15 protein-coding genes and 1 riboswitch are annotated in these 20,144 nt (G+C 35.5%); of the genes, 13 read left to right on the top strand and 2 right to left on the bottom strand.

Features of this window, described 5'->3' with window-relative positions; genetic code table 11:
• Positions 1 to 411: 411 nt before the first annotated feature.
• The 12 genes from DKL58_RS07725 (at position 412) to murQ (ending at position 15,694) form a co-directional block, all read left to right on the top strand.
• Entirely contained in the window at positions 412 to 1,971 is a 1,560-nt protein-coding gene (locus DKL58_RS07725; RefSeq protein WP_109586700.1) for an SLAP domain-containing protein, read from the top strand.
• A 152-nt stretch (positions 1,972 to 2,123) separates the two neighbouring features.
• A complete protein-coding gene (locus DKL58_RS07720) occupies positions 2,124 to 3,500 on the top strand; it encodes a glycoside hydrolase family 1 protein (RefSeq protein ID WP_109586699.1) in 1,377 nt (458 codons plus the stop codon).
• 15 nt (positions 3,501 to 3,515) lie between these two features.
• Entirely contained in the window at positions 3,516 to 4,397 is an 882-nt protein-coding gene (locus DKL58_RS07715; RefSeq protein WP_109586698.1) for an ROK family protein, read from the top strand.
• The gene (locus DKL58_RS07710; protein ID WP_109586697.1) at positions 4,384 to 5,367 is read left to right on the top strand and encodes a LacI family DNA-binding transcriptional regulator; all 984 of its coding nucleotides are present in this window, start codon (positions 4,384 to 4,386) and stop codon (positions 5,365 to 5,367) included. The genes DKL58_RS07715 and DKL58_RS07710 overlap by 14 nt, the downstream gene beginning before the upstream one ends.
• Entirely contained in the window at positions 5,360 to 6,682 is a 1,323-nt protein-coding gene (locus DKL58_RS07705; RefSeq protein ID WP_109586696.1) for an alpha-L-fucosidase, read from the top strand. Before DKL58_RS07710 ends, DKL58_RS07705 begins: the two co-directional genes overlap by 8 nt.
• Positions 6,683 to 6,822: 140 nt before the next feature.
• Entirely contained in the window at positions 6,823 to 8,154 is a 1,332-nt protein-coding gene (locus tag DKL58_RS07700) for a PTS sugar transporter subunit IIC (RefSeq protein WP_109586695.1), read from the top strand.
• Positions 8,155 to 8,322: 168 nt separating this feature from the next.
• Positions 8,323 to 8,721, top strand: a complete 399-nt coding sequence (locus DKL58_RS07695) for a nuclear transport factor 2 family protein (protein WP_109586694.1) — start codon at positions 8,323 to 8,325, stop codon at positions 8,719 to 8,721.
• 269 nt (positions 8,722 to 8,990) lie between these two features.
• Positions 8,991 to 10,355 carry a PTS sugar transporter subunit IIC gene (locus DKL58_RS07690; protein ID WP_109586693.1) on the top strand — a complete coding sequence of 455 codons (1,365 nt, stop codon included), beginning with the start codon at positions 8,991 to 8,993 and terminating at the stop codon, positions 10,353 to 10,355.
• A gap of 13 nt (positions 10,356 to 10,368) precedes the next feature.
• The gene (locus DKL58_RS07685) at positions 10,369 to 11,466 is read left to right on the top strand and encodes a DUF871 domain-containing protein (RefSeq protein ID WP_109586692.1); all 1,098 of its coding nucleotides are present in this window, start codon (positions 10,369 to 10,371) and stop codon (positions 11,464 to 11,466) included.
• 125 nt (positions 11,467 to 11,591) lie between these two features.
• Positions 11,592 to 12,653: a DUF871 domain-containing protein gene (locus tag DKL58_RS07680; RefSeq protein ID WP_109586691.1), complete on the top strand. Its 1,062-nt coding sequence runs from the start codon at positions 11,592 to 11,594 to the stop codon at positions 12,651 to 12,653.
• Positions 12,654 to 12,815: 162 nt separating this feature from the next.
• On the top strand, positions 12,816 to 14,780 hold the full coding sequence (locus DKL58_RS07675) for a glucose PTS transporter subunit IIA (RefSeq protein ID WP_109586690.1): 1,965 nt from the start codon (positions 12,816 to 12,818) through the stop codon (positions 14,778 to 14,780).
• 14 nt (positions 14,781 to 14,794) lie between these two features.
• Positions 14,795 to 15,694: an N-acetylmuramic acid 6-phosphate etherase gene (gene murQ / locus DKL58_RS07670; protein ID WP_109586689.1), complete on the top strand. Its 900-nt coding sequence runs from the start codon at positions 14,795 to 14,797 to the stop codon at positions 15,692 to 15,694.
• A gap of 214 nt (positions 15,695 to 15,908) precedes the next feature.
• Here murQ and DKL58_RS07665 read toward each other — a convergent pair whose 3' ends face one another.
• Together DKL58_RS07665 and DKL58_RS07660 are read right to left on the bottom strand one after the other, a co-directional pair.
• On the bottom strand, positions 15,909 to 17,195 hold the full coding sequence (locus DKL58_RS07665; protein ID WP_046332549.1) for a PTS sugar transporter subunit IIC: 1,287 nt from the start codon (positions 17,193 to 17,195) through the stop codon (positions 15,909 to 15,911).
• Between the two features lie 15 nt (positions 17,196 to 17,210).
• On the bottom strand, positions 17,211 to 18,599 hold the full coding sequence (locus tag DKL58_RS07660) for a glycoside hydrolase family 1 protein (protein ID WP_109586688.1): 1,389 nt from the start codon (positions 18,597 to 18,599) through the stop codon (positions 17,211 to 17,213).
• A 75-nt stretch (positions 18,600 to 18,674) separates the two neighbouring features.
• Positions 18,675 to 18,773, bottom strand: a riboswitch (purine riboswitch).
• Positions 18,774 to 19,139: 366 nt separating this feature from the next.
• Here DKL58_RS07660 and DKL58_RS07655 point away from each other — a divergent pair.
• The gene (locus DKL58_RS07655; protein WP_046332547.1) at positions 19,140 to 20,111 is read left to right on the top strand and encodes a ribose-phosphate diphosphokinase; all 972 of its coding nucleotides are present in this window, start codon (positions 19,140 to 19,142) and stop codon (positions 20,109 to 20,111) included.
• Positions 20,112 to 20,144 lie beyond the last annotated feature (33 nt).

Here is a 20,144-nt window from a genome sequence, read left to right as displayed (position 1 = left end):
TTATAATATCATTAGTTTATAAATTAAAAACTTAAGGAAGTTTAACTGAGTAAAAATTGCTATATAGTGTAAAAATAAGCGCAAACAAGGTGATGAATTTATGCTAGCAGAGAAGTTAATGATGAAATTGATATCATAAAATAAATTTGATATAAAATATATTTATATAGTATTTTAAGTATATTGCATTTTTTAAGCTCAAATCTATTAAAAAACAGAAGCAAAATATAAAAGTTAATTGAATGAAAAAATTTATAGTTTAGTTTTAAAAAAATTTGCAGTTTTTTTACATTTATGCAAGAGTATTAAGAAAAGGTTAGCAATGCTTTACTTTATTTGTATCAGCCATTTTTTAGTATACAATATTATGTATTGATAGAATTTTTATAAATAACGAGGTAGAGAAGCAAAATGAAATTTAGTCATAAATTTATGATGGTATCGGCTGCTGCGTTAATTGGTGTCAGCCCTGTAATAGGAGCAGGTCAATTTACTGTTGTGCAAGCGGCTGACAAGGTTGCAACTAAGAAAAACAACAATTCAAAGCAAAATACGATTAAGTTGAGTCATAATGCTTATGTTTATGACAAAAATGGCAAGAGACTGAAGACCTATATGGGTAGTGCTAAGAATACTAAAATTGGTAAAGGCATCACCTTAACATTTAATGGCAAAGTTACAATCAAAAATAAGGAATATTATAATTTGGGTGGCAATGCCTACGTTAAGGCAGCTAATGTTGGCTATGTCAATGGCAAGAAGGTTGTAAAACCTGTAGCCACAGCGAAAGCCAAGATAAAGCATAATGCCTACATTTATGATGCAAAAGGTAAAACTGAGAAACAGAAAATAAAAAAGGGCCAAACAGTTACAGTTGACCAACTTATTTATATCGGCAAAAAGTTGTTTTACAGAATCGGTGGTCAAAGCAACCAGTTTATTAAGGCAGCTAATGTTGGAAAAACGACAGGTGCTAAGTTAAAGCCAGTTAATAAAAAGCCAAGTAAAGATGATAATTCACCAAGTGACAACCAGAACGATCCTACTGTGATCACATTAAGTCATAATGCCTATATTTATGATGGCAATGGTCATTCGACTAAAACTTTGATTAGAAAAGACGAAAAGATTACAGTTGATCAACTTAAATATATCGGCAAAAAGCTGTTTTATCGGATTAAAGACGATAACTTCCCTGGTGAAGACCAATGGGTTAAGAAGAATAACGTTGGTATAGTTTCTGGTAAGCAATTGCAGCCAACAAATTCTAAGCCAGAAGATGATAAAGATGTCACAACAATTACTTTAGCCCGTACTACTAATGTTTATAACAGCAAAGGTGTGGCTCAACCAACCAAAACTTTTGCTAAAGGTCACAGAGCACGAGTTACCGAATTAAGGTACATTTGGGTAAAGGATGATAATAAGGCTGAATTGTTCTACAAATTACAAAGTGACAAGAACGGTTATATTAAGCAAGACGATATTAGTAAAGTTAGTGGTGTTAAACTAACTCCAGTCAATACTCCTGATACAGCTAAAGATGAGACGGTTACTGCTACTTCAACTGATAAAAAGAGCTTACAAGACTTGTTAGCTCAAGATGCGGCAGTTAAAGCAAGTGATTCCTATAAACTTTCTGCTAAAGCTTTGCGTAGTGCTTATGATTCGGCCATTTCAACTGGTAGTCAAGTTAATACAGCTATTGCGACTGTAGCGCAAGTTAGTGATACAGTAAATCAAATAAATAATGCGAAGGCTGCTCTAAATGGCAAAAAGGTTGTCGTTAGTGATTTGAAAAATTTGACTATCAATGAATCTAATGAAATAGTTGATTTGGTTGCCAGTGTAAACGGCGTTGATAAAAGTGCAGTTCAGTTTAGCAACAATAATACAGTTTTGACTGTTACAAGTGCTAATGGTTTCCAGCAAACTTTAAATATTTCAGACTATGCTACAACAAATAAGTAGTTATAACATATTAAAACAAGACGACATCCTTTGAGGTGTCGTTTTTAATTTTTATGTAATTTTGCAGTGAATTAGCTATGTACTTTACTTAATAAAGTCATTTTTATATAATATTATTGAAACGTTTCAAAGAAATGAAATGAGGTTAGGAAATGGTAAAAAAGGTTTTCCCGAAAAACTTTCTGTGGGGCAACTCCACATCTAGTATGCAAACTGAAGGAGCTGTCAAAGAAGGAGGCAAGGGCAAGTCAGTTTATGATACTTATAGAGCAAAAGATGGCACTTCAATTTGGGATACAGCAATCGATGAATATCACCGCTATCCAGAAGATCTGGATTTATATGCTAATCTAGGGATCAACTGCTATCGTTTCCAAATCTCTTGGAGTAGGGTTAATCCTTTAGGTGATGGTGATTTTAATCCTGAAGGAATTAAATTTTATTCAGACTTAATTGACAACTTACTTGCAAGAAATATCGAACCAATGATTTGTCTTTACCACTTTGATATGCCATTGAATTTAGCCCAAAAGTATAATGGTTTTAGCAGCCGCTATGTAGTTGATGCTTTTGTTCGTTATGGCAAAAAAATGATTGATATTTTTGGCAAAAGGGTAAAATACTGGATAACATTTAATGAACAAAATCTTTATTTTATGCCTGGAGCAACAAAAATTGCCGGCAAAATAAAAGGTGAGGAAACAATCGCTGATTTGTATATTATTAGTCACCATTTGATGCTGGCTCATGCGCAAATTGCTAATTACTTACATAAAAAAACAAGTGCTAAAATAGGTGGTATGTTGGCGTATAGTGAAGTTTATCCAGCTTCATCAATGCCTAAAGATATTTTATATGCTCGTCAAATTGACGAATTTCTTAATAAAAACCTGCTCGATGCCTTTGTTTTAGGACATTATTCAAATGAAGTAGTTAATTTTGTCCAAAAAAATAATATTCAAACTGGTGTCCTACCTAGTGATCTTGCAGAAATCAGTAAAATGAAAAGTGATTTTATCGCATTCAGTTATTATCAAAGTTCGACAATTAGCAGCACTCTTGTACCCGAAAAAACTGCTCCTAATTATTACTTTAAATTTGGTGGAAAAGAAAATCCATTTTTACCAGTAAATGAGTGGGGTTGGTCGATTGATCCTGACGGCTTTAGGGATGTTTTGACTAAAACTTATAATCAGTATCATGTACCTATGTTTCCGATCGAAAACGGTATTGGATTGCGGGAGACATATTACGGTAAAGAAATTCAGGATAATCAGAGAATTGAATACCATAAAGAACATTTACGTGCTTTAGAAAAAGCAATAAATAATGATGGTGTTAAGGTTCTAGGCTATTTAGTCTGGGGGTTAATTGATATACCCAGCTCTGGCGGAGATATGACTAAACGTTATGGCATGGTTTATGTTAATCGCACTAATACCGACTTATTGGATCTTAAACGCATTCCTAAGAAGAGTTATTGGTGGTTTAAAAAGGTAATATCAAGTAATGGCGCAAGCCTGAATTAAAAAGAAGGCACAAATATGAAATTAGCAGTTTTTGATATTGGTGGAACTAATATCAAGTGTGGTAGTTTTCAGGACAATAAGATAGCTTGCATAGAAAAATTTGCGACACCCAAGACTTTTGCAGGTTTGAAATTGCAAATGCACCGCTTCATTGATCAGCATAATTTTGACGGCATAGCTATTAGCGCACCTGGTGCTGTTGATAAGTCAAGTGGCACAATTAAAGGCATCAGTGCAGTTCCCTATATTCATGACAGACCAATATTTAAAGAATTACAAGAGGAATTTTCTTTACCTGTCGCAATTGAAAATGATGCTAATTGTGCTGGTATTTGTGAGGTCAATATCGGTGCCGGTAAAAAATTTACCAATGTAGCTTTCATTATAATTGGCACAGGTATCGGTGGTGCAATTTTTATTAATAAAAAATTATATAAAGGCAACCATTTATTTGGAGGAGAATTTGGCCTTATGCAAACCAGTGATGGAGGAACTCTCAGCACACGGGCAACAATTGTTAAAGCTGCATCTGCATATGAAAGACAAACTGGTATTGATAACATAGATGGTGAAAAACTATTTCTATTAGCAGACCAAGGAGATAAACTAGCGCAAGACCTGATTGATAAAGTGTACAATTATTTAGCTGTTGGTTTGTACAATATTGAAGTCTCTTTTGATTTTGATGCTTTAATAATTGGTGGTGGTATTTCAGCCCATAAAGGTTTTAGTGCCGAAATATCTAAACGTTTGTATGCAGAATTGGTAAAAAATAAAGTATGCGAAATAATGCCTGAAGTCAAAGAGTGTCAGTATCATAATAATGCGAATTTATATGGTGCTGCATATAACTTTATTTCGGATTATGCTATAGAGGTGGGAAATGGCAACAATTAAAGATATTGCTAATAGGTCAGGTGTGTCAGTAGGATCTATCTCTCGTTATTTAAATGGTATTCATTTAAAAAAAGAAAATGAAGAGAAGATCAAGCAGGCTATAAAGGAATTACACTATATACCAAATCAAACCGCTAAATCTCTTAAGATGAATAAGTCCTTTTCAATTGGAATATTGGTAGATAACATGGATAACTTCTACAGCTCTCAATTAATAGCAGCTTTAGAGCAATTGTTCGATCATGCCGGGTATTTTTTACTTTTAACCAGTCATCGTAATAATGAAAAAACTTTTGAATTTAAACTAGCAAAACTAATTGAACGGTCTGTTGATGCTTTAATCGTTTTGAAAGCAGAAAGTAAATGGCAATCTTTTCAAAAAGTGGGACAATTGCCATTACCCGTTGTTTCAGTTGAAGCTTCATTGCTAGATAAAAGAGTGCCGGAAATCATGAGTGCAGATATGATGGCTTCGCAAAAGGTTGTCACTAAAATACTGCAAAAAAGAAATAAACCTGCATTTTTGATTCCCACCGAAAGTGACTATGTGCTGCAACAACGGCTTGCGGGTATTAATGCTGCTTGCAAATCAATGGGGGTAACACTTACTCCTAGTCAAGTAATTTATGTTAATTATGGTACAACAGAAGCTTATGAAGCAGTTGCAGGTTTGAATGAAAAAGGTTTTGACTCAATTTTTGTCACTAATTATACTAACGCTATTCAAGTCGTTCAAGGAGTTCGTGACTGTGATAAAAAGGTAGGAACTGATATAGCTGTAGCTGGATTTGGCTATTCCCATTTATTACAAAATATGAAATTACCGGTTACTTTAATAAAACAACCAGTTGAGAAAGTAGCAGAGAAAGTGGCAGAAACAGTATTAAAGCTGCTTGCTCATCAAAAAGTGGAAAAGCAGGTTTTTATTCAAGACAAGATATTTTGGCAAAAGGAGTTGCAAGATGAATGAGAAGAATAAGAAGAGACAGGATATAGTTGAAAATAAGGGAACCCAACAGGAAAGTTATCAAGACCTACCACAAGTAATTCAAGATAAATTAGAATGGTTTCAAAATCAAAAATTGGGTATTATTTTTCATTGGGGTTTATACGCGCAAGCAGGTGTTGTTGAATCATGGCAATTATCAAAAGAAGATGATTGGGCTCGTAAACACGGTGCCTTTCGCAAAGATCTAAAAGAATTAAGACATGATTATTGGGCATTAAATCATGAATTTAATCCAGTGAATTTTGATCCGGAAAGTTGGGCTAAAGCAGCAAAATATGCTGGCTTTAGGTATATGATCTTTACCACAAAGCACCATGATGGTTTCAACATGTACGATACCAAATATAGTGACTATAAGATTACCAGTAAAGATTCTGCTTTTCATAATAATCCATTGGCTGATATCTTAAAATATGTTAACGAGGCTTTTCGCAAGGAAGGAATTGCTACCGGTGCTTATTATTCAAAGGCTGACTGGCACTGTCCTTTTTATTGGGAACCTGGCTCTGATCCCCGAGGAAGATATGCAAGCTATGATCCAGCACAAAAGCCTGAGTTATGGCAAAAATTTCAAAAGTTTGTTGAAAATCAGTTAGTTGAAATTTGCCAAAATTATGGACCAATTGACATATTATGGCTTGATGCTGGCTGGGTTAATGGCGGTCACCATGAATTCCTGCCTATGGAGCAAATTGCCAAAAAGATCTGGCAAATTAAAGCTGATACCCTGATTGTTGACCGTACAATTGGTGGAAAATACGAAAATTATGTTACGCCAGAGCAGCAAATACCCGCTGTCCCACCTCAAAAGGTTTGGGAGTCTAACCTAACTTTGGCTAAAAATTGGGGATATGTACCTAATGATCAGTATAAAAGTTTTAGAGAAATACTAGATAATATTATCAAAATTATCTCACTGGGCGGCAACGTCATTTTAGGAATTGGTCCTAAACCAGACGGTACTTTGCCACAGCCTGCCTTAGAATTAATGAAAAAACTAGGGGATTGGCTAAAAGTTTTTGGTGAAGCCGTCTATGATACACGTGGCTGTCCAGAATATGTCAATAAGAACATTTTTATGACAAAGAAAAACGCAGACTACTATTTATTTTATAACAGTGAAGAAGTTAATCACAAAATTTCAATCAATGATTTGCCAGCAAAAGCGAATACGTTTTTAAGCTTAGAATCGGGGAAGCCTCTTTCTGTTTACGATAATATTATTAACTTGCCGAAAACTGCTTTTCCTTATGGTGTAATAAAAATTAAAAAGTGATAAAAAGCCTCTCAAAATATTCAATTTTTTGTGAAATCACTTACATTTTTTGTTGAAACGTTTCCAATTTAGAGTTATAATATTGTTGTTGAAACGTTTCAAAAGTTAATATTTTAAGGTAAAAAGTTGAAGGGGAGAAAATGAGTATTTCTGACAAAATTAGCAAAATGATTTTACCGCTAGCTACCAAGATTGGTAATCAACGGCATTTGGTAGCTATACGTGATGCCTTTGTCGACATTACACCTATTATAATGGTAAACTCATTGTTTATATTATTAAATTCCCTGGTTTTAAATCAGCCTGCTGTTTTAAAAGTGTTTCCGTATGCTGCAAATTTGACCCAAATGGGAACTATGGTAAATAACGGTACCATGGGTTTTATGACCATTTTTGTAACTTTTATTATAGGTTATAGGTTACTAAATTCTTATATTGCAGACGGTAGGATCAGTAATAATGACATTAGTCCTATTCATGCTGGAATATTGAGTGTAGCTACAGCTCTGATAATGTTTCCTTTAAATAATCAAGCTGTTGTTTCTGGTTCAATGAAAAATGTGACGGTAACTGGTGTCTACACCCAAGCGTTAACTTCTTCTGGGGGTATGTTTGTTGGCTTGATTGCTGCAATTTTGAGTACCGAATTATTACTATTCTTTTATAAATCTAAGAAATTAAGAATAAAAATGCCAGATGGAGTACCACCAGCAGTGGCTCAATCATTTAATTCTTTGATTCCTGAATCTCTTGTAGTAATTGTTTTTGCTGTTTTTAGTTTTGCCTATGTTCAAATATTTCATCAAGGAGTTACTGACTTGGTTCAAACAATTATTTCTAAGCCTCTGCAAGCTGCTATGGAATCTTGGATTGGCTGCTTTGTCATTCAGTTTGTTACTCAATTCTTATGGTTCTTTGGTTTACACGGACAAAATATTGTAGCTTCAGTTACCTCTCCTCCTATGTTAGCTGCAATCCAACAAAATATGGCTGCATTCGCGGCTCATAAAGCAGTGCCTAATATTGTTACTAATCCTTGGCTCGGGATGTATACTTTGTTCGGTGGTACTGGAGCAATATTGCCGTTCTTAATAGCAATTTTTATTGTTTCTAAGCGAAAAGATTACCGGGATGTTGCTAAATTAGGTTTGTTGCCAAGCTTCTTTAATGTTTCAGAACCAATCATGTTTGGTCTTCCAGTTGTTATGAATCCGTATTTTGTAATTCCATTCATTTTTGTGCCATTAATTAATTTGGCAATAGCTTATCCTTTGACTATGATGGGCTTAGTTGCCAAAAGTGTTGTAATACCAGCTTGGACAATCCCGCCTGTTTTAACTACCTGGGTTACTACTGCTGGAGATATTCCTGCAACAATTTTGTCTTTACTGCTTTTCATCTTAGATATCTTCCTTTACATGCCATTTGTTATTGCAAGTAATAAAGGAATTAAAGTAAAGCCCGAGAAGTAAAACCTTATTATAGTAAAACTCAATTTAGTCTAAAATAACTAGCTTATTTGTTAAGTTAGTTATTTTTTATTGCTTTGATATGTATATTAATTGATAATAAATTATAAAAAGTGGTCATTTTAGACTTAATATTAGGATCTTTTGCTTATAAATTAGGAGATAAGTATTATGTTATCAAATTCCAGTCAAACTATAGAAAACGAACGAACTATCAGATATTACTTTAACTCTTGGCTTAAAAAAGATTTTTCTGCTCTTGATAGCTGGTTTAGCCAAGATGTCTATTACCGTGAATGCTATGGCGCTACTTATGAAGGGTTAGATGAGTTAAAAGCCTATATTAATTCGAAGTCTAAAGAGCAGACAGTTTTAAAATGGGATATTTTTAAAATTGAACAAACTGATACTGGTAAATTTGTTGTTACTTGGTATTTTGATGCTGTAGAAAAAGAAGAATATTGCTTCGATGGGGTGTCACTAATGGAGTTTACTGGGAATAAGATAAAGAAGGTTGTGGAATATTCAACTAAACATGAAACCTTTCGTCCATTTAAAGAAAAAATCTAAATCAAAGACTTTCTCATTGAGGGTGACAAACAATAGATGCATCTTTTTATTAAATAATAATTAAAAAGATGCATTTTATTAGTAAAAAAATATGGTATATACCATTTTGATCACCTGACTAATATCGATTAGAGAATACTGAACTATATTGGTGTAGACCAAAGCCATAAAACATACAGCCACAACAATTTACGCTTTTAAAATGGTAAACGTTTCCATTTGCTATGGTATAATGCAAGTGTAGTGAAATATTAGTAGGAGGAATTATTATGAATGCTATAATTAACTGGCTAAACAAGCATCTCGTTCCTGTTGCGGCTAAGATCGGCTCTCTTCGCTGGCTTGTTGCACTGCGTGATGCCTTTATCTCCATTATGCCTATTATGCTGGCTGGTTCAGTAGCTAGTGTATTAAATGCCATCTTTAGGGATGTTCCCACTAACCTAGGATGGATGGGCGTTGTTAACTCAATGCAATGGCTCATTAGTATTAATGGCCTGGTTTGGACAGGTTCAACAGCGATTCTGGGATTGCTGTTTGCCTTCACATTTGGCTATCAAATGTGTATCCAATATAAAGTTGAACCAATCGCAGGTGGCCTGCTTACATTAGGTACCTTTATCATGAGCTTGCCTCAGAGCTTTTCAGCTGACTTAAAAAATGTTCTTACTAAGGGAGACATAAAAACATTAACTGATGCTCAAATGGCTGTTAATGGCAAGAATATTAGTGCTTGGGGATGGTTTAATTTTAGCAAGTACTTTGGTGCTTACGGCTTCTTTACCATTATGATTATGGGTGCCATTTCTGTTGCAATATATATTGCTTTAGTAAAGAAACATATTACTATTAAAATGCCTGACAGTGTTCCGCCAGCTGTTTCTAATGCCTTTACAGGTATTATTCCTGCGACTGCAGGCTTGTTCGTTGTTGGTATTATTGACTATCTATTCACTCTTAAAAACACAACAGTGATTGACTTAATTGCCAAAACAATTCAAGAGCCTCTAATGAAGATGGGTCAAGGATATGGCTCGTTGTTGCTGATTGTATTCTTAGTCCAACTGTTTTGGTTCTTTGGTATCCATGGTACCAATGTATTGGCACCAGTTACAGAAAGTATTTGGACTACTGCACTGATTGCCAATACTAATGCACATAAAGTGCAAAAAGCGTTACCGTATATGTGGACTAGAAGTGACTTTGACCTTTATGTTTGGATCGGTGGTGCAGGTTCAACTCTGTTACTCATTTTAGCTGTTCTTGCTTTTTCAAAGCGTGAAGATGAACGTGCTGTTGCTAAGATTTCTCTCGTACCTGGAATCTTCAACATTAATGAACCTATGATGTTTGGTATGCCGATTGTTTTAAACCCAATTTACATTATTCCATTTATTCTTGCTCCATTAGTTATGGTATCAATTGCATATGGTGCTCTAAGTCTTGGCTTGGTAAACCGAGTTGCCGTACAGACAACTTGGGCAATGCCACCTTTCCTTAATTCAATAATGGCAACGATTGATTGGCGTCCAGTTATTTTACAAATTGTTAATATGGTCGTAGGTTTCTTGATTTATGTACCATTTGTTATTGCTTCTAATAACATGGATCCTCAAAAAGTTAATAAAGTTTAAGGAGCAATAGTTTATGAAGCAATTAGGTATTTCACTTTATCCCGAGCAAAGTACATTTGAACAGGATAAAAAATATATGGATTTAGCCCATCATTATGGCTATAGCAGAATATTTACATCACTTTTGCAATTAAAAAGTGCAAGTGGAGAAGATATACTTGCAAAGTTAAAGAAAGATGTAGCTTATGCCAATGAACTAGGCTTTAAAACAGTAGTAGATATTAACCCTGTTTTATTTAAAGAACTAAAAATTGATTACAATGACCTTGTTTTTTTCCATAACTTAGGTGTCTGGGGCTTGCGTCTAGATGAAGGTTTCAGTGGCATGGAAGAGGCTTCAATGACTCATAATCGATATGGATTAAAAATTGAACTTAATATGAGCAGGGGAACCAACTATCTAGATAGTATCATGGCTTATAATCCGGAGAATGATAATCTAATTGGTTGTCATAACTTTTATCCACAAGAATATACGGGATTAAGTGAAAAAATTTTTAATGAATATTCACAAAAGTATCGTCATTATGGATTGCATACAGCTGCGTTTATTTCATCTAAAAATGCTAAATTTGGTCCGTGGCCTGTTCATGAAGGGTTACCTACACTTGAAAGTGATCGTAAACGGAGCATTTTTAGTCAGGTTACTCACTTACGTTTGAGTAAAATGATTGATGATATTATTATTGGCAACGCTTTTGCCAGTGAAGATGAGTTAGCTGCTGCAGCAAATGCTTTTAACAGTTCATTTCCTACTTTAGGAATCGATTTTGAAGATGATATTTTACCAATTGAGCAAACGATTTGCTTAAAAGAGCCTCATTTGTATCGCGGTGATGCTTCTGCATTTCTGTTACGCGACACGCAGCCTCGAGTTGTTTATGCTAAGGAAGATATTCCAGCTCATAATAATGACAAAGCTTCTTTTGCAAGAGGAGATATAGTTGTTGTTAATGATAAATACCCGAGGTATAAAGGAGAGCTTCAAATTGTTTTAACACCGTTTGTTAATGATGGCAGACGTAATCTTGTAGGACACTTACATCCCGATGATTTAGACTTGTTAAAATTTATTGAACCTTGGAGTACGTTTATATTACAAAAAAGTTAATTACATTGACTTGATTATTAAAAATCGTGGACACAGTTCACGATTTTTTTAGTTACTCATAATCTCCGTATATATAATATAATAATGTCTGTAAGTGATTTCACATGTAAAGGGGAGAAAAATTTATGTTAGGTTTTTCAATTTATCTCAACCGTGATTTAACGGCTGATGATTATAATTATTTACTTGCAATGCGGAATGCGGGATTAACAACTATTTTTACTTCACTGCATATTCCTGAAGATGATCCTAAAATTGTAGTGAGAAGATTAACAGAATTGACTAAATGGTGTAAAAATTTAGAAACTGCTGTCATTGCTGATGTTTCTGAGAGTGGTATGGCAAGGCTGGGGCTTTCACTAGAAAATGAAGAACAGCTTGAAAGCTTAGGCTTGACTGGCCTTAGAATAGACGATGGCGTATCCCCAGCTACTATTTCCAAACTTTCGCAGAAAATGCCAATTGCTCTAAACGCAAGTACTGTAAATGAGGATGACCTCACAGCTTTACGTGAACACGGCGCTAACTTCGAAAATTTGCAGGCTTGGCATAATTTTTATCCTCGTCCAGAAACCGGTCTGGATTCGAATTGGTTAAAAGAGAAAAATGATTGGTTACATCACATGAATCTGGAAACGATGGCATTTGTCGCTGGTGATGCTGTTTTACGTGGTCCAATTCATGCTGGATTACCTACTTTGGAAAAGCAAAGAGGAGAGAATCCTTTAGCAGCAATGCTGGAATTAAAACACATGGGTTGTGATCATATTTTTATCGGTGATGCTTCTTTATCACCGCAAATGATTGATAGTTTCAAAAATTATACTAAAAAGAAGATTATAACCCTTCATGTCAAGGAAAAATTACCACAGTTGTTTCAATATGAATGGCATAATAGACCAGACGTAGCGCGTGATGTTGTTAGGCTTAATGAAGGACGCAGCCGGCAGCTTTTTGATGTCACACCTCAGGAAAGTTCTAGATCTCGGACTAAAGGAACAATTACCTGTGACAATACGAAATATTTACGTTATCAGGGTGAATTACAAATAACTAAGCGTGATTTACCAGCAGATAAGAAAGTTAATGTTTTGGGACACGTGACAGCGTTTGATTTACCCCTTTTGGATCAAATAGGATCGGGACAAAAAATTATTTTTAAACCTGTCACGAATAAATTGGGATAACTTTTTATATTATATAAAATAGAAATAATGACAAATTTATAATTGCTTATTTTGAGAATGGTATAATCCAATGAACTATATATTTTAGCAAAATTACATCATAGATTGCAAATTGGTCTAATAAATAATATACTTATTTTGTCTTTAAAAAAGGAGGAAAAAATGAGTACAGATAAATATTCCGAAATAGGCCAAGAAATCTATGATCATATTGGTGGTATTGCAAACGTTAAATCTTTATACCATTGTATGACCAGAGTGAGAATTACGGTCAGGGATAAATCTAAAGTGGATTTAGCTGGTTTAAAACAAGTTAAAGACATTTTGGGAGTAGTTGATGGTGAAACACTGGAAGTAGTTTTAGGTCCTGGTGTAAATGCTAAAGTTGCTCAAAGCATGGTTAATGCAGCTGGAGTAAATGAAAATGATCCTTTTCCAGATGTAACAGCTGAGGAAAGCTCTTATCAAAAAGACAAGAGCGAAGTTATGGAGAAAGCTGAAGAAGTTCACGCAGCCCATAAAGCCAGCTTAAAGAAAACTTGGTGGCGTGCAGTCTTACAACATATTTCGGCTATCTTCATACCTTTAATTCCAGCATTTGTTGGTGCCGGTTTAATTTCTGGTGTATCAGGTATTTTAAGAAATATGTTGACAGCCAAAATGCTGCCGGCAAGCTGGAACCTGGGCATCACCGTTTTAGGTGTGATTGCCAATGGACTATTTTTCTACTTAAATATTTATGTTGGTATTAATGCTGCTAAGGAATTTAATGCCACACCTGGACTTGGTGGTATCATCGGTGGTGTGGTAATGCTACCCGGTGTAGTAGCTCCTATGGTAATACCAAATATTTTTAATGGTCAGCCGTTAGCTTCTGGACAGGGTGGTATTATTGGAGTTTTACTTGCAGTATGGCTTCTGTCATATGTTGAAAAATTCTTCCACAAATACATGGCTGATTCGGTTGATATTATTTTCACACCATTTTTAACTTTATTAATAATGGGATTAATTACTATTTTTATCATTATGCCTTTTGCTGGTTGGGTTTCAAACTCACTCGTTGGCGGAATTAACTGGGTCTTAAAGGTTGGTGGACCTGTTGCCGGCTTTATTTTAGGTGCAGTGTTCCTACCAATGGTTATGTTTGGCCTGCATCAAATTTTAACGCCGATTCATGTGCAAATGATTCAAAAGATGGGTTATACCCCGCTTTTGCCTATTTTAGCAATGGCGGGTGCCGGACAAGTAGGTACTGCAATTGCTTTATGGGTTAAATGTCGTAAGAACAAAGAATTAACTAAACTAATTAAGGGGGCTTTGCCCGTCGGAATTTTAGGAGTGGGCGAACCACTAATTTACGGTGTTTCTCTTCCTTTAGGTCGTCCCTTCATTACTGCATGTTTAGGTGGTGGTATTGGTGGTGCCGTTTTAGGAGCCTTCGGCAATGTTGGCTCAATCGCTATTGGTACATCTGGTATTGCCTTAATTCCGTTAATTGCCCACAATAAAGCATTAAATTATTGTATTGGTTTATTAGCGGCTTATATTGGCGGTTTTATTCTAACTTATTTCTTTGGTGTACCTAAGAGCGCTGTAGTTGCTAAAAATGAGGATGGCTCTTTTGTTAACCCCGAGAATAATGAAACAAGTCACGAAAGTGTAGCAGTTGATTTAGCCAGCCCTGTGAATGGTGAATTGGAAGAATTATCTGCTGTAAAAGATGATGTTTTTGCTCAAAAAATGCTGGGGGACGGCTTTGCTGTAATACCTGATAATGATGGTAAAATTGTTGCTCCAGTTGATGGACGTATTTTAACAATTATGGATACGAAACATGCAATTACAATGGAATCGGATCAAGGTCCATTAGAATTAGTCTTGCATTTTGGAATTGACACTGTTGAATTAAAGGGTGCCCCATTTGAGATAAATGTGCAAAGCGGTCAATATGTTAAACGCGGTGACATCGTTGCTCATATGGATGTTCCAGCTGTCAAAGCTGCGGGCAAGCCAACAGACGTGATGGTAATGATTAACAATATGGAAGATGTCACAAGTATTTCTCCAATTTCTGCAGGCAAGGTTACTGCCAATCAGATTGTTGCAACTGTGAAAACAAATTAATTTACGGATAAAATATGGAAATTAAAAACTTAGAAACCGAAGCGCGAAATCCAGCAACAACGCACATTGATACGATGTCTACATCGGATATGGTCAAAACAATCAATGCTGAAGATCAAAAAGTAGCTCTTGCTGTAGCAGGAGAGAGCGATCAAATTGCTAAAGCAATTGATCAGGCTTCCACAAGATACTCTGCTGGAGGACGCTTAATCTATATTGGTGCTGGAACTAGTGGACGATTAGGTGTGCTTGATGCAGCTGAACTAGTTCCGACTTACGGTATTAAGCCAGAAAGAGCAATTGGCTTGATTGCAGGTGGCAAAAAAGCTATGTTTGCTGCTGTAGAGGGTGCAGAAGATTCCATCACAATGGGAGAAACCGACCTGAAAAATCTTAAATTAACGGCAAATGACATTGTTATTGGTTTAGCTGCCAGTGGCCGAACTCCTTATGTTATTGGTGGGTTAAAATATGCCGCTAAAGTTCAAGCTCTAACTATAGCCGTAGCTTGTGTGCCAAATTCAGTGATAGGTCAAATCGCTGAAATTGCAATTAATGCTGTGGTTGGTCCTGAAGTGATAACCGGCTCAACCCGTATGAAAGCCGGTACTGCTCAAAAAATGATTTTAAATATGATCTCAACCGGTGTAATGATCAGACAAGGCAAAGTTTATCAAAATGTGATGGTTGATGTGCAACCAACCAATGATAAGCTAGTTGATCGTGCTTGCCGTATTATTAGTGAAACGGCAGAAATTCCGACTGCTAAAGCTCTAAGCTTTTTAAAAAAAGCAGACAATGATGTTGCTCTTGCAATAGTGATGGCTAAAACGGGTAAAAGTAAAATAGTAGCCAAACAATTGTTAGCTAAATATCATGGCATTGTAAGTGACGTTTTAAATAGTTTGAATTAAAAATTTTAGTTAAGTGTTCCTTAATAGCTAAAGCTATAATTATAAGGAACACTTTTTTAATTCCAGATAATATAGAAAATAAAATTTCTATTATTAACTATAAGGAGAGAAAAGTTTCAAATAAAAAGAACTAATTTCGCTTGGATATTGGAAATTAGTTCTCAATAGAATTTAGTTTTTTAATTGAATAAGAAATTTAATTAAAGCTCTGTTGCTAACTGTTTTCTTCTTTTAATAAGCTTCTTTCGTAAATCTTCATGAATGGGTAATACATTAAACCATCAATTACAATCAATAATATTACTAATATCGGAGCCCGCCAATCCATAGTTGATAAAAATGCTCCAATTGGCGCCGGCATTTGCCATGAAAATAGTGCAAATGTCTTTTTCACAAGTCCAAATGACATTGAAAGGTAACTGAGGATAGCGTTAACCGTGGAAGTAAAAATAAAGGGAATGAAAAAGATTGGGTTTAGCATCAACGGGGTACCAAATATCATAGGCTCAGAAATTCCAAATAGTGCTGGAATTAACCCCACTCTACCTACTGTTTTTAGTTGTTTGGATTTCGAAAATGACATTATAATCGCTAAAGCTAAGACAGAACCGCAGCCACCGATAATAACAAAGTAAACCCAAAAAGGAGTAGTGAAAATTCTTGGCAGTGCTTTACCTGCTAACTTAGCACTAGCATTGATAGAGAGATTACCATCACGAATTGGTCCCAGAATACCAGCGAGAGCAGCATCGTGAATACCAAAGAACCAAAAGAGCTGTACTAAAATAGTTAAAAAGATTGTTGCTGGCAAGCTGTCTGCAACCTTAAAACTTGGTGACAAGAAGCTGTAAATGGCTTTAACTGCTGTAGTATGGTTTGCTTGACAAATTATAAAAATAATTGCGTCTACTGCTAAAATTACTAGTGCTGGAACAAATGAAGCAAAACTTTCTGATAAAGCTGATGGCACTCCTTTAGGCATCTTAATACGACCAAAGTCGTGCTTACGCATTGCGTGGTATGCTTCCGTTGTTAGAATAGCAATCAAAATGGCAATGATAATTCCACGGCCATCCCAATAGCTAATGTCTGCAAAGTTCCCAGTAAAGCCGAGTTTTTTAGGATCAAAAACTAACATAAAAAATCCGGCTAAAGAAAACATGATAGGTGATAAAGGATTTTCTTTGTAATGCTGGCATAAAAAGTAGGTAATACCAACGCAAATAAAAACTGACATTGCGCTCATCGAAACGGAACTTAGCCAAGTAAGTATTAAAGCATTCTTTTGGGCAAAGTGAGCCCAAGCTATTAATAAGCCATTACTATGTTTGGTAACAGGTGGCGCAGCACCAATTATGACAAAAATTGAACCAAACAATGTGATTGGTAGAAGTGTCATAAAAGTATCTCTAATAGCTGCAAGATGACGTTGATTGGCCATTTTATTAGCAAATGGTGTAATGTGTTTATCCATCCAAGAAGTAATTTTTGTAGTTTCCATGTTCAATCTCCTACTTTAGTATTCCCTACGTTCAACCAATTTACCATTTGAATTAATAATTTTTTTGTACCAAAAGTAGGAAGCTTTTGGCTTACGCTTTAATGTTGAAAAATCAACGGCCACTAAGCCATAACGTTTTTCGACACCGTTCATCCATGAATACAGATCAAATGGGGACCAAGTAAAGTAACCTCTGACATCGGCTCCTTTGTCTTGTGCATTCATCAAAGCATTTATATGATCATTCATAAAGGAAATGCGGTAGTCATCCTTGACTTCACTTACATTAATATTTTCATGAAAGCCAACACCATTTTCTGTCACAAAGATAGGTAAATGATATTTTTGGTATGCACGAATCAAGCCATCCTCTAACCCTTTCGGATATATTTCAGTGTCCCATTCAGTGTATTCACTATTTGGATCCATTACCTGTTCAAACCAATTTTTGATTCTCATTTGGGTCGAGCCTTTTTTACCGGAATTATTAAATACCATTTTCGTTTCGCCGGTCGTATATGGTTTTACTAATGTACGGGCGTAATAATTTAAACCTAAAAAATCAACTGTATTTTCCGCTATTGTTTTTAGAAGGTCAGACTTCATGAAAGAAATATCATTAGTCTCACTAAGTTTAGCTAGCAAATCAATGGGGAAACTACCTAGTGCAGCGGTATCTAAAACCCAGTTGTTAGCATAATTATCAGCATTCCGCATAGCGATTTTAGTTTCAATCGTATCATCTATGCCATCAATTGGTGAATAACTATGAACAATACCTATTTGTCCCTGAAATTTTCCCTGACGAAATTTTTGAATAGCTAATGCACTGGCATACATCACGTTAAAGCCACAAGTGATCGTGTGTTGCAAATCATGTTCAGCCGGCGGATAGTTGCCAATCAAATAGCCATTGACAGTAAACCATTTGGGTTCGTTAAAAGTTGTCCAGAGTTTAACTTTATCGCCAAAAGCTTTAAAACAAACTTCAGCGTAGTGGGCAAAAGCACAGCTGGTATCAAGATTGAGCCAGCCACCAACCTCTTGCCAGTACTGTGGCAGATCCCAGTGATAAAGTGTCACAAAAGGCGTTATGCCATTTTTAAGGCAACAATTAATTAGTTTATTGTAAAACTCAATTCCTTTCGGATTAATGTCACCAGCACGATTTTTGATAATGCGCGGCCAAGACAAAGAAAAACGGTATGCATTTTGACCACCATCCTTCATCATTTTGATATCTTCTTCAAAATGATGATAATGATCGCTAGCTACATCGCCGTTTTCTAAATCATTTTCATGTAAATAATGGTCCCACATGGATTCAGCCTTATCGTCTACATTCCAGGCACCCTCACACTGATAGGATGCTGTAGCGCCGCCCCAAAGGAAATTACTATTCATATTTGCCTCCCTTTCATAAGTAAAATACAAAAAAGTCTTTTTCTAGTGCATAGAAAAAGACGAAAGAACGTAAAAGTTCTCTTTACCTTTATCTATAGTACGTAATTTACGGTTCACGTGTAGAAACTGCCGACCCTATCTCGACACTATATAGATATTTGTTTATGTTTTGAATTTTAGCAAAGTAAAAGTATTTCTTCAATGACTTTTTGATCAAGCGAAAGTATCCAAAAATGGCTAAATGTGCAATAAAACAATATTCATATAGCTAAAATAACTGATGAAAATATTTTTTATTTGCAAGAGTAAAAACTGAATACGTGAAGTACTTAAATTTGACAGTCATTTTTTCAAACAGTATCAACTGTTATTTTGGTATTAACTGGAGTTTACTTTAAGACTTCAGTAATTTACTACATAAACTAAGATTCAGGGCTTGAATGTCGTTCGTTAAAGTTGAATAATAATATAGGAAGTAACTTTTTCAGACAACTTTTGGTAAAATAATAAGTTGTTAACAATTTTAATACGGAGGAAATTATGTCTTATAAAGACAATATGATGTTGTTTGCCCTCAATTCCAATGTTCCGCTGGCGGAAAAAATTGCACAGCGGGTGGGGGTACCCCTGAGTAAGTCCAGTGTTCAACGCTTTAGCGATGGTGAAATTCAAATTAACATTGACGAATCTGTTCGGGGTAAAGATGTCTATTTGATTCAGTCAACCAGTGTACCGGTTAATGATAACCTAATGGAATTATTAATCATGATTGATGCTGTGCGTCGGGCAAGTGCACAAACAATTAATATCGTGATTCCTTATTATGGTTATGCTCGCCAAGATCGTAAGACTAGACCACGTGAACCAATCACTGCTAAGTTAGTTGCTGACATGTTGCAAGAAGCTGGAGCTACCAGGGTCTTGTCACTTGATTTACATGCACCACAAATTCAAGGATTCTTTGATATCCCTGTTGACAACTTAATGGGTGCACCACTACTTGCTGATTACTTTTTGAGAAACAATTTGCAAAAAGATGCTGTTGTTGTTTCACCTGATCATGGTGGCGTAACGCGTGCCCGCAAGTTAGCAGAGTTTTTAAAGACACCAATTGCAATTGTCGATAAACGCCGTCCACGAGCCAATGTTTCAGAAGTAATGAATATTATTGGCAACGTTAAAGGTAAACGCGCTATCATTATTGATGATATGATTGATACTGCGGGTACGATTACTCTAGCTGCCCAAGCTTTAATAGATGCTGGGGCAACTGAAGTTTATGCCAGTGCTACGCACGCAGTTTTATCAGGACCTGCTATTCAAAGATTGAATGATTCTCCGATTAAAAATCTGGTTCTAACTGATTCTATTAATCAACCAGTAGAAAAGAAATTGGAAAAAACTCTTCTGGTATCTGTTGGTCCGCTTATTGGGGATGCAATTAAATGCATTCAGAAGCATGAACCACTTAGTCCATTGTTTAACACCAGATATGAAAAAGATAAACATTAATAAATTATAAAATTTACCAAGATCTGCTTAACT

The sequence above is a fragment of the Lactobacillus kullabergensis genome, assembly GCF_003151025.1.
GTDB lineage: Bacteria > Bacillota > Bacilli > Lactobacillales > Lactobacillaceae > Lactobacillus > Lactobacillus kullabergensis.
Note: the sequence above shows the minus strand (reverse complement) of the source record. Positions and strands in the feature narration are given on the sequence as shown.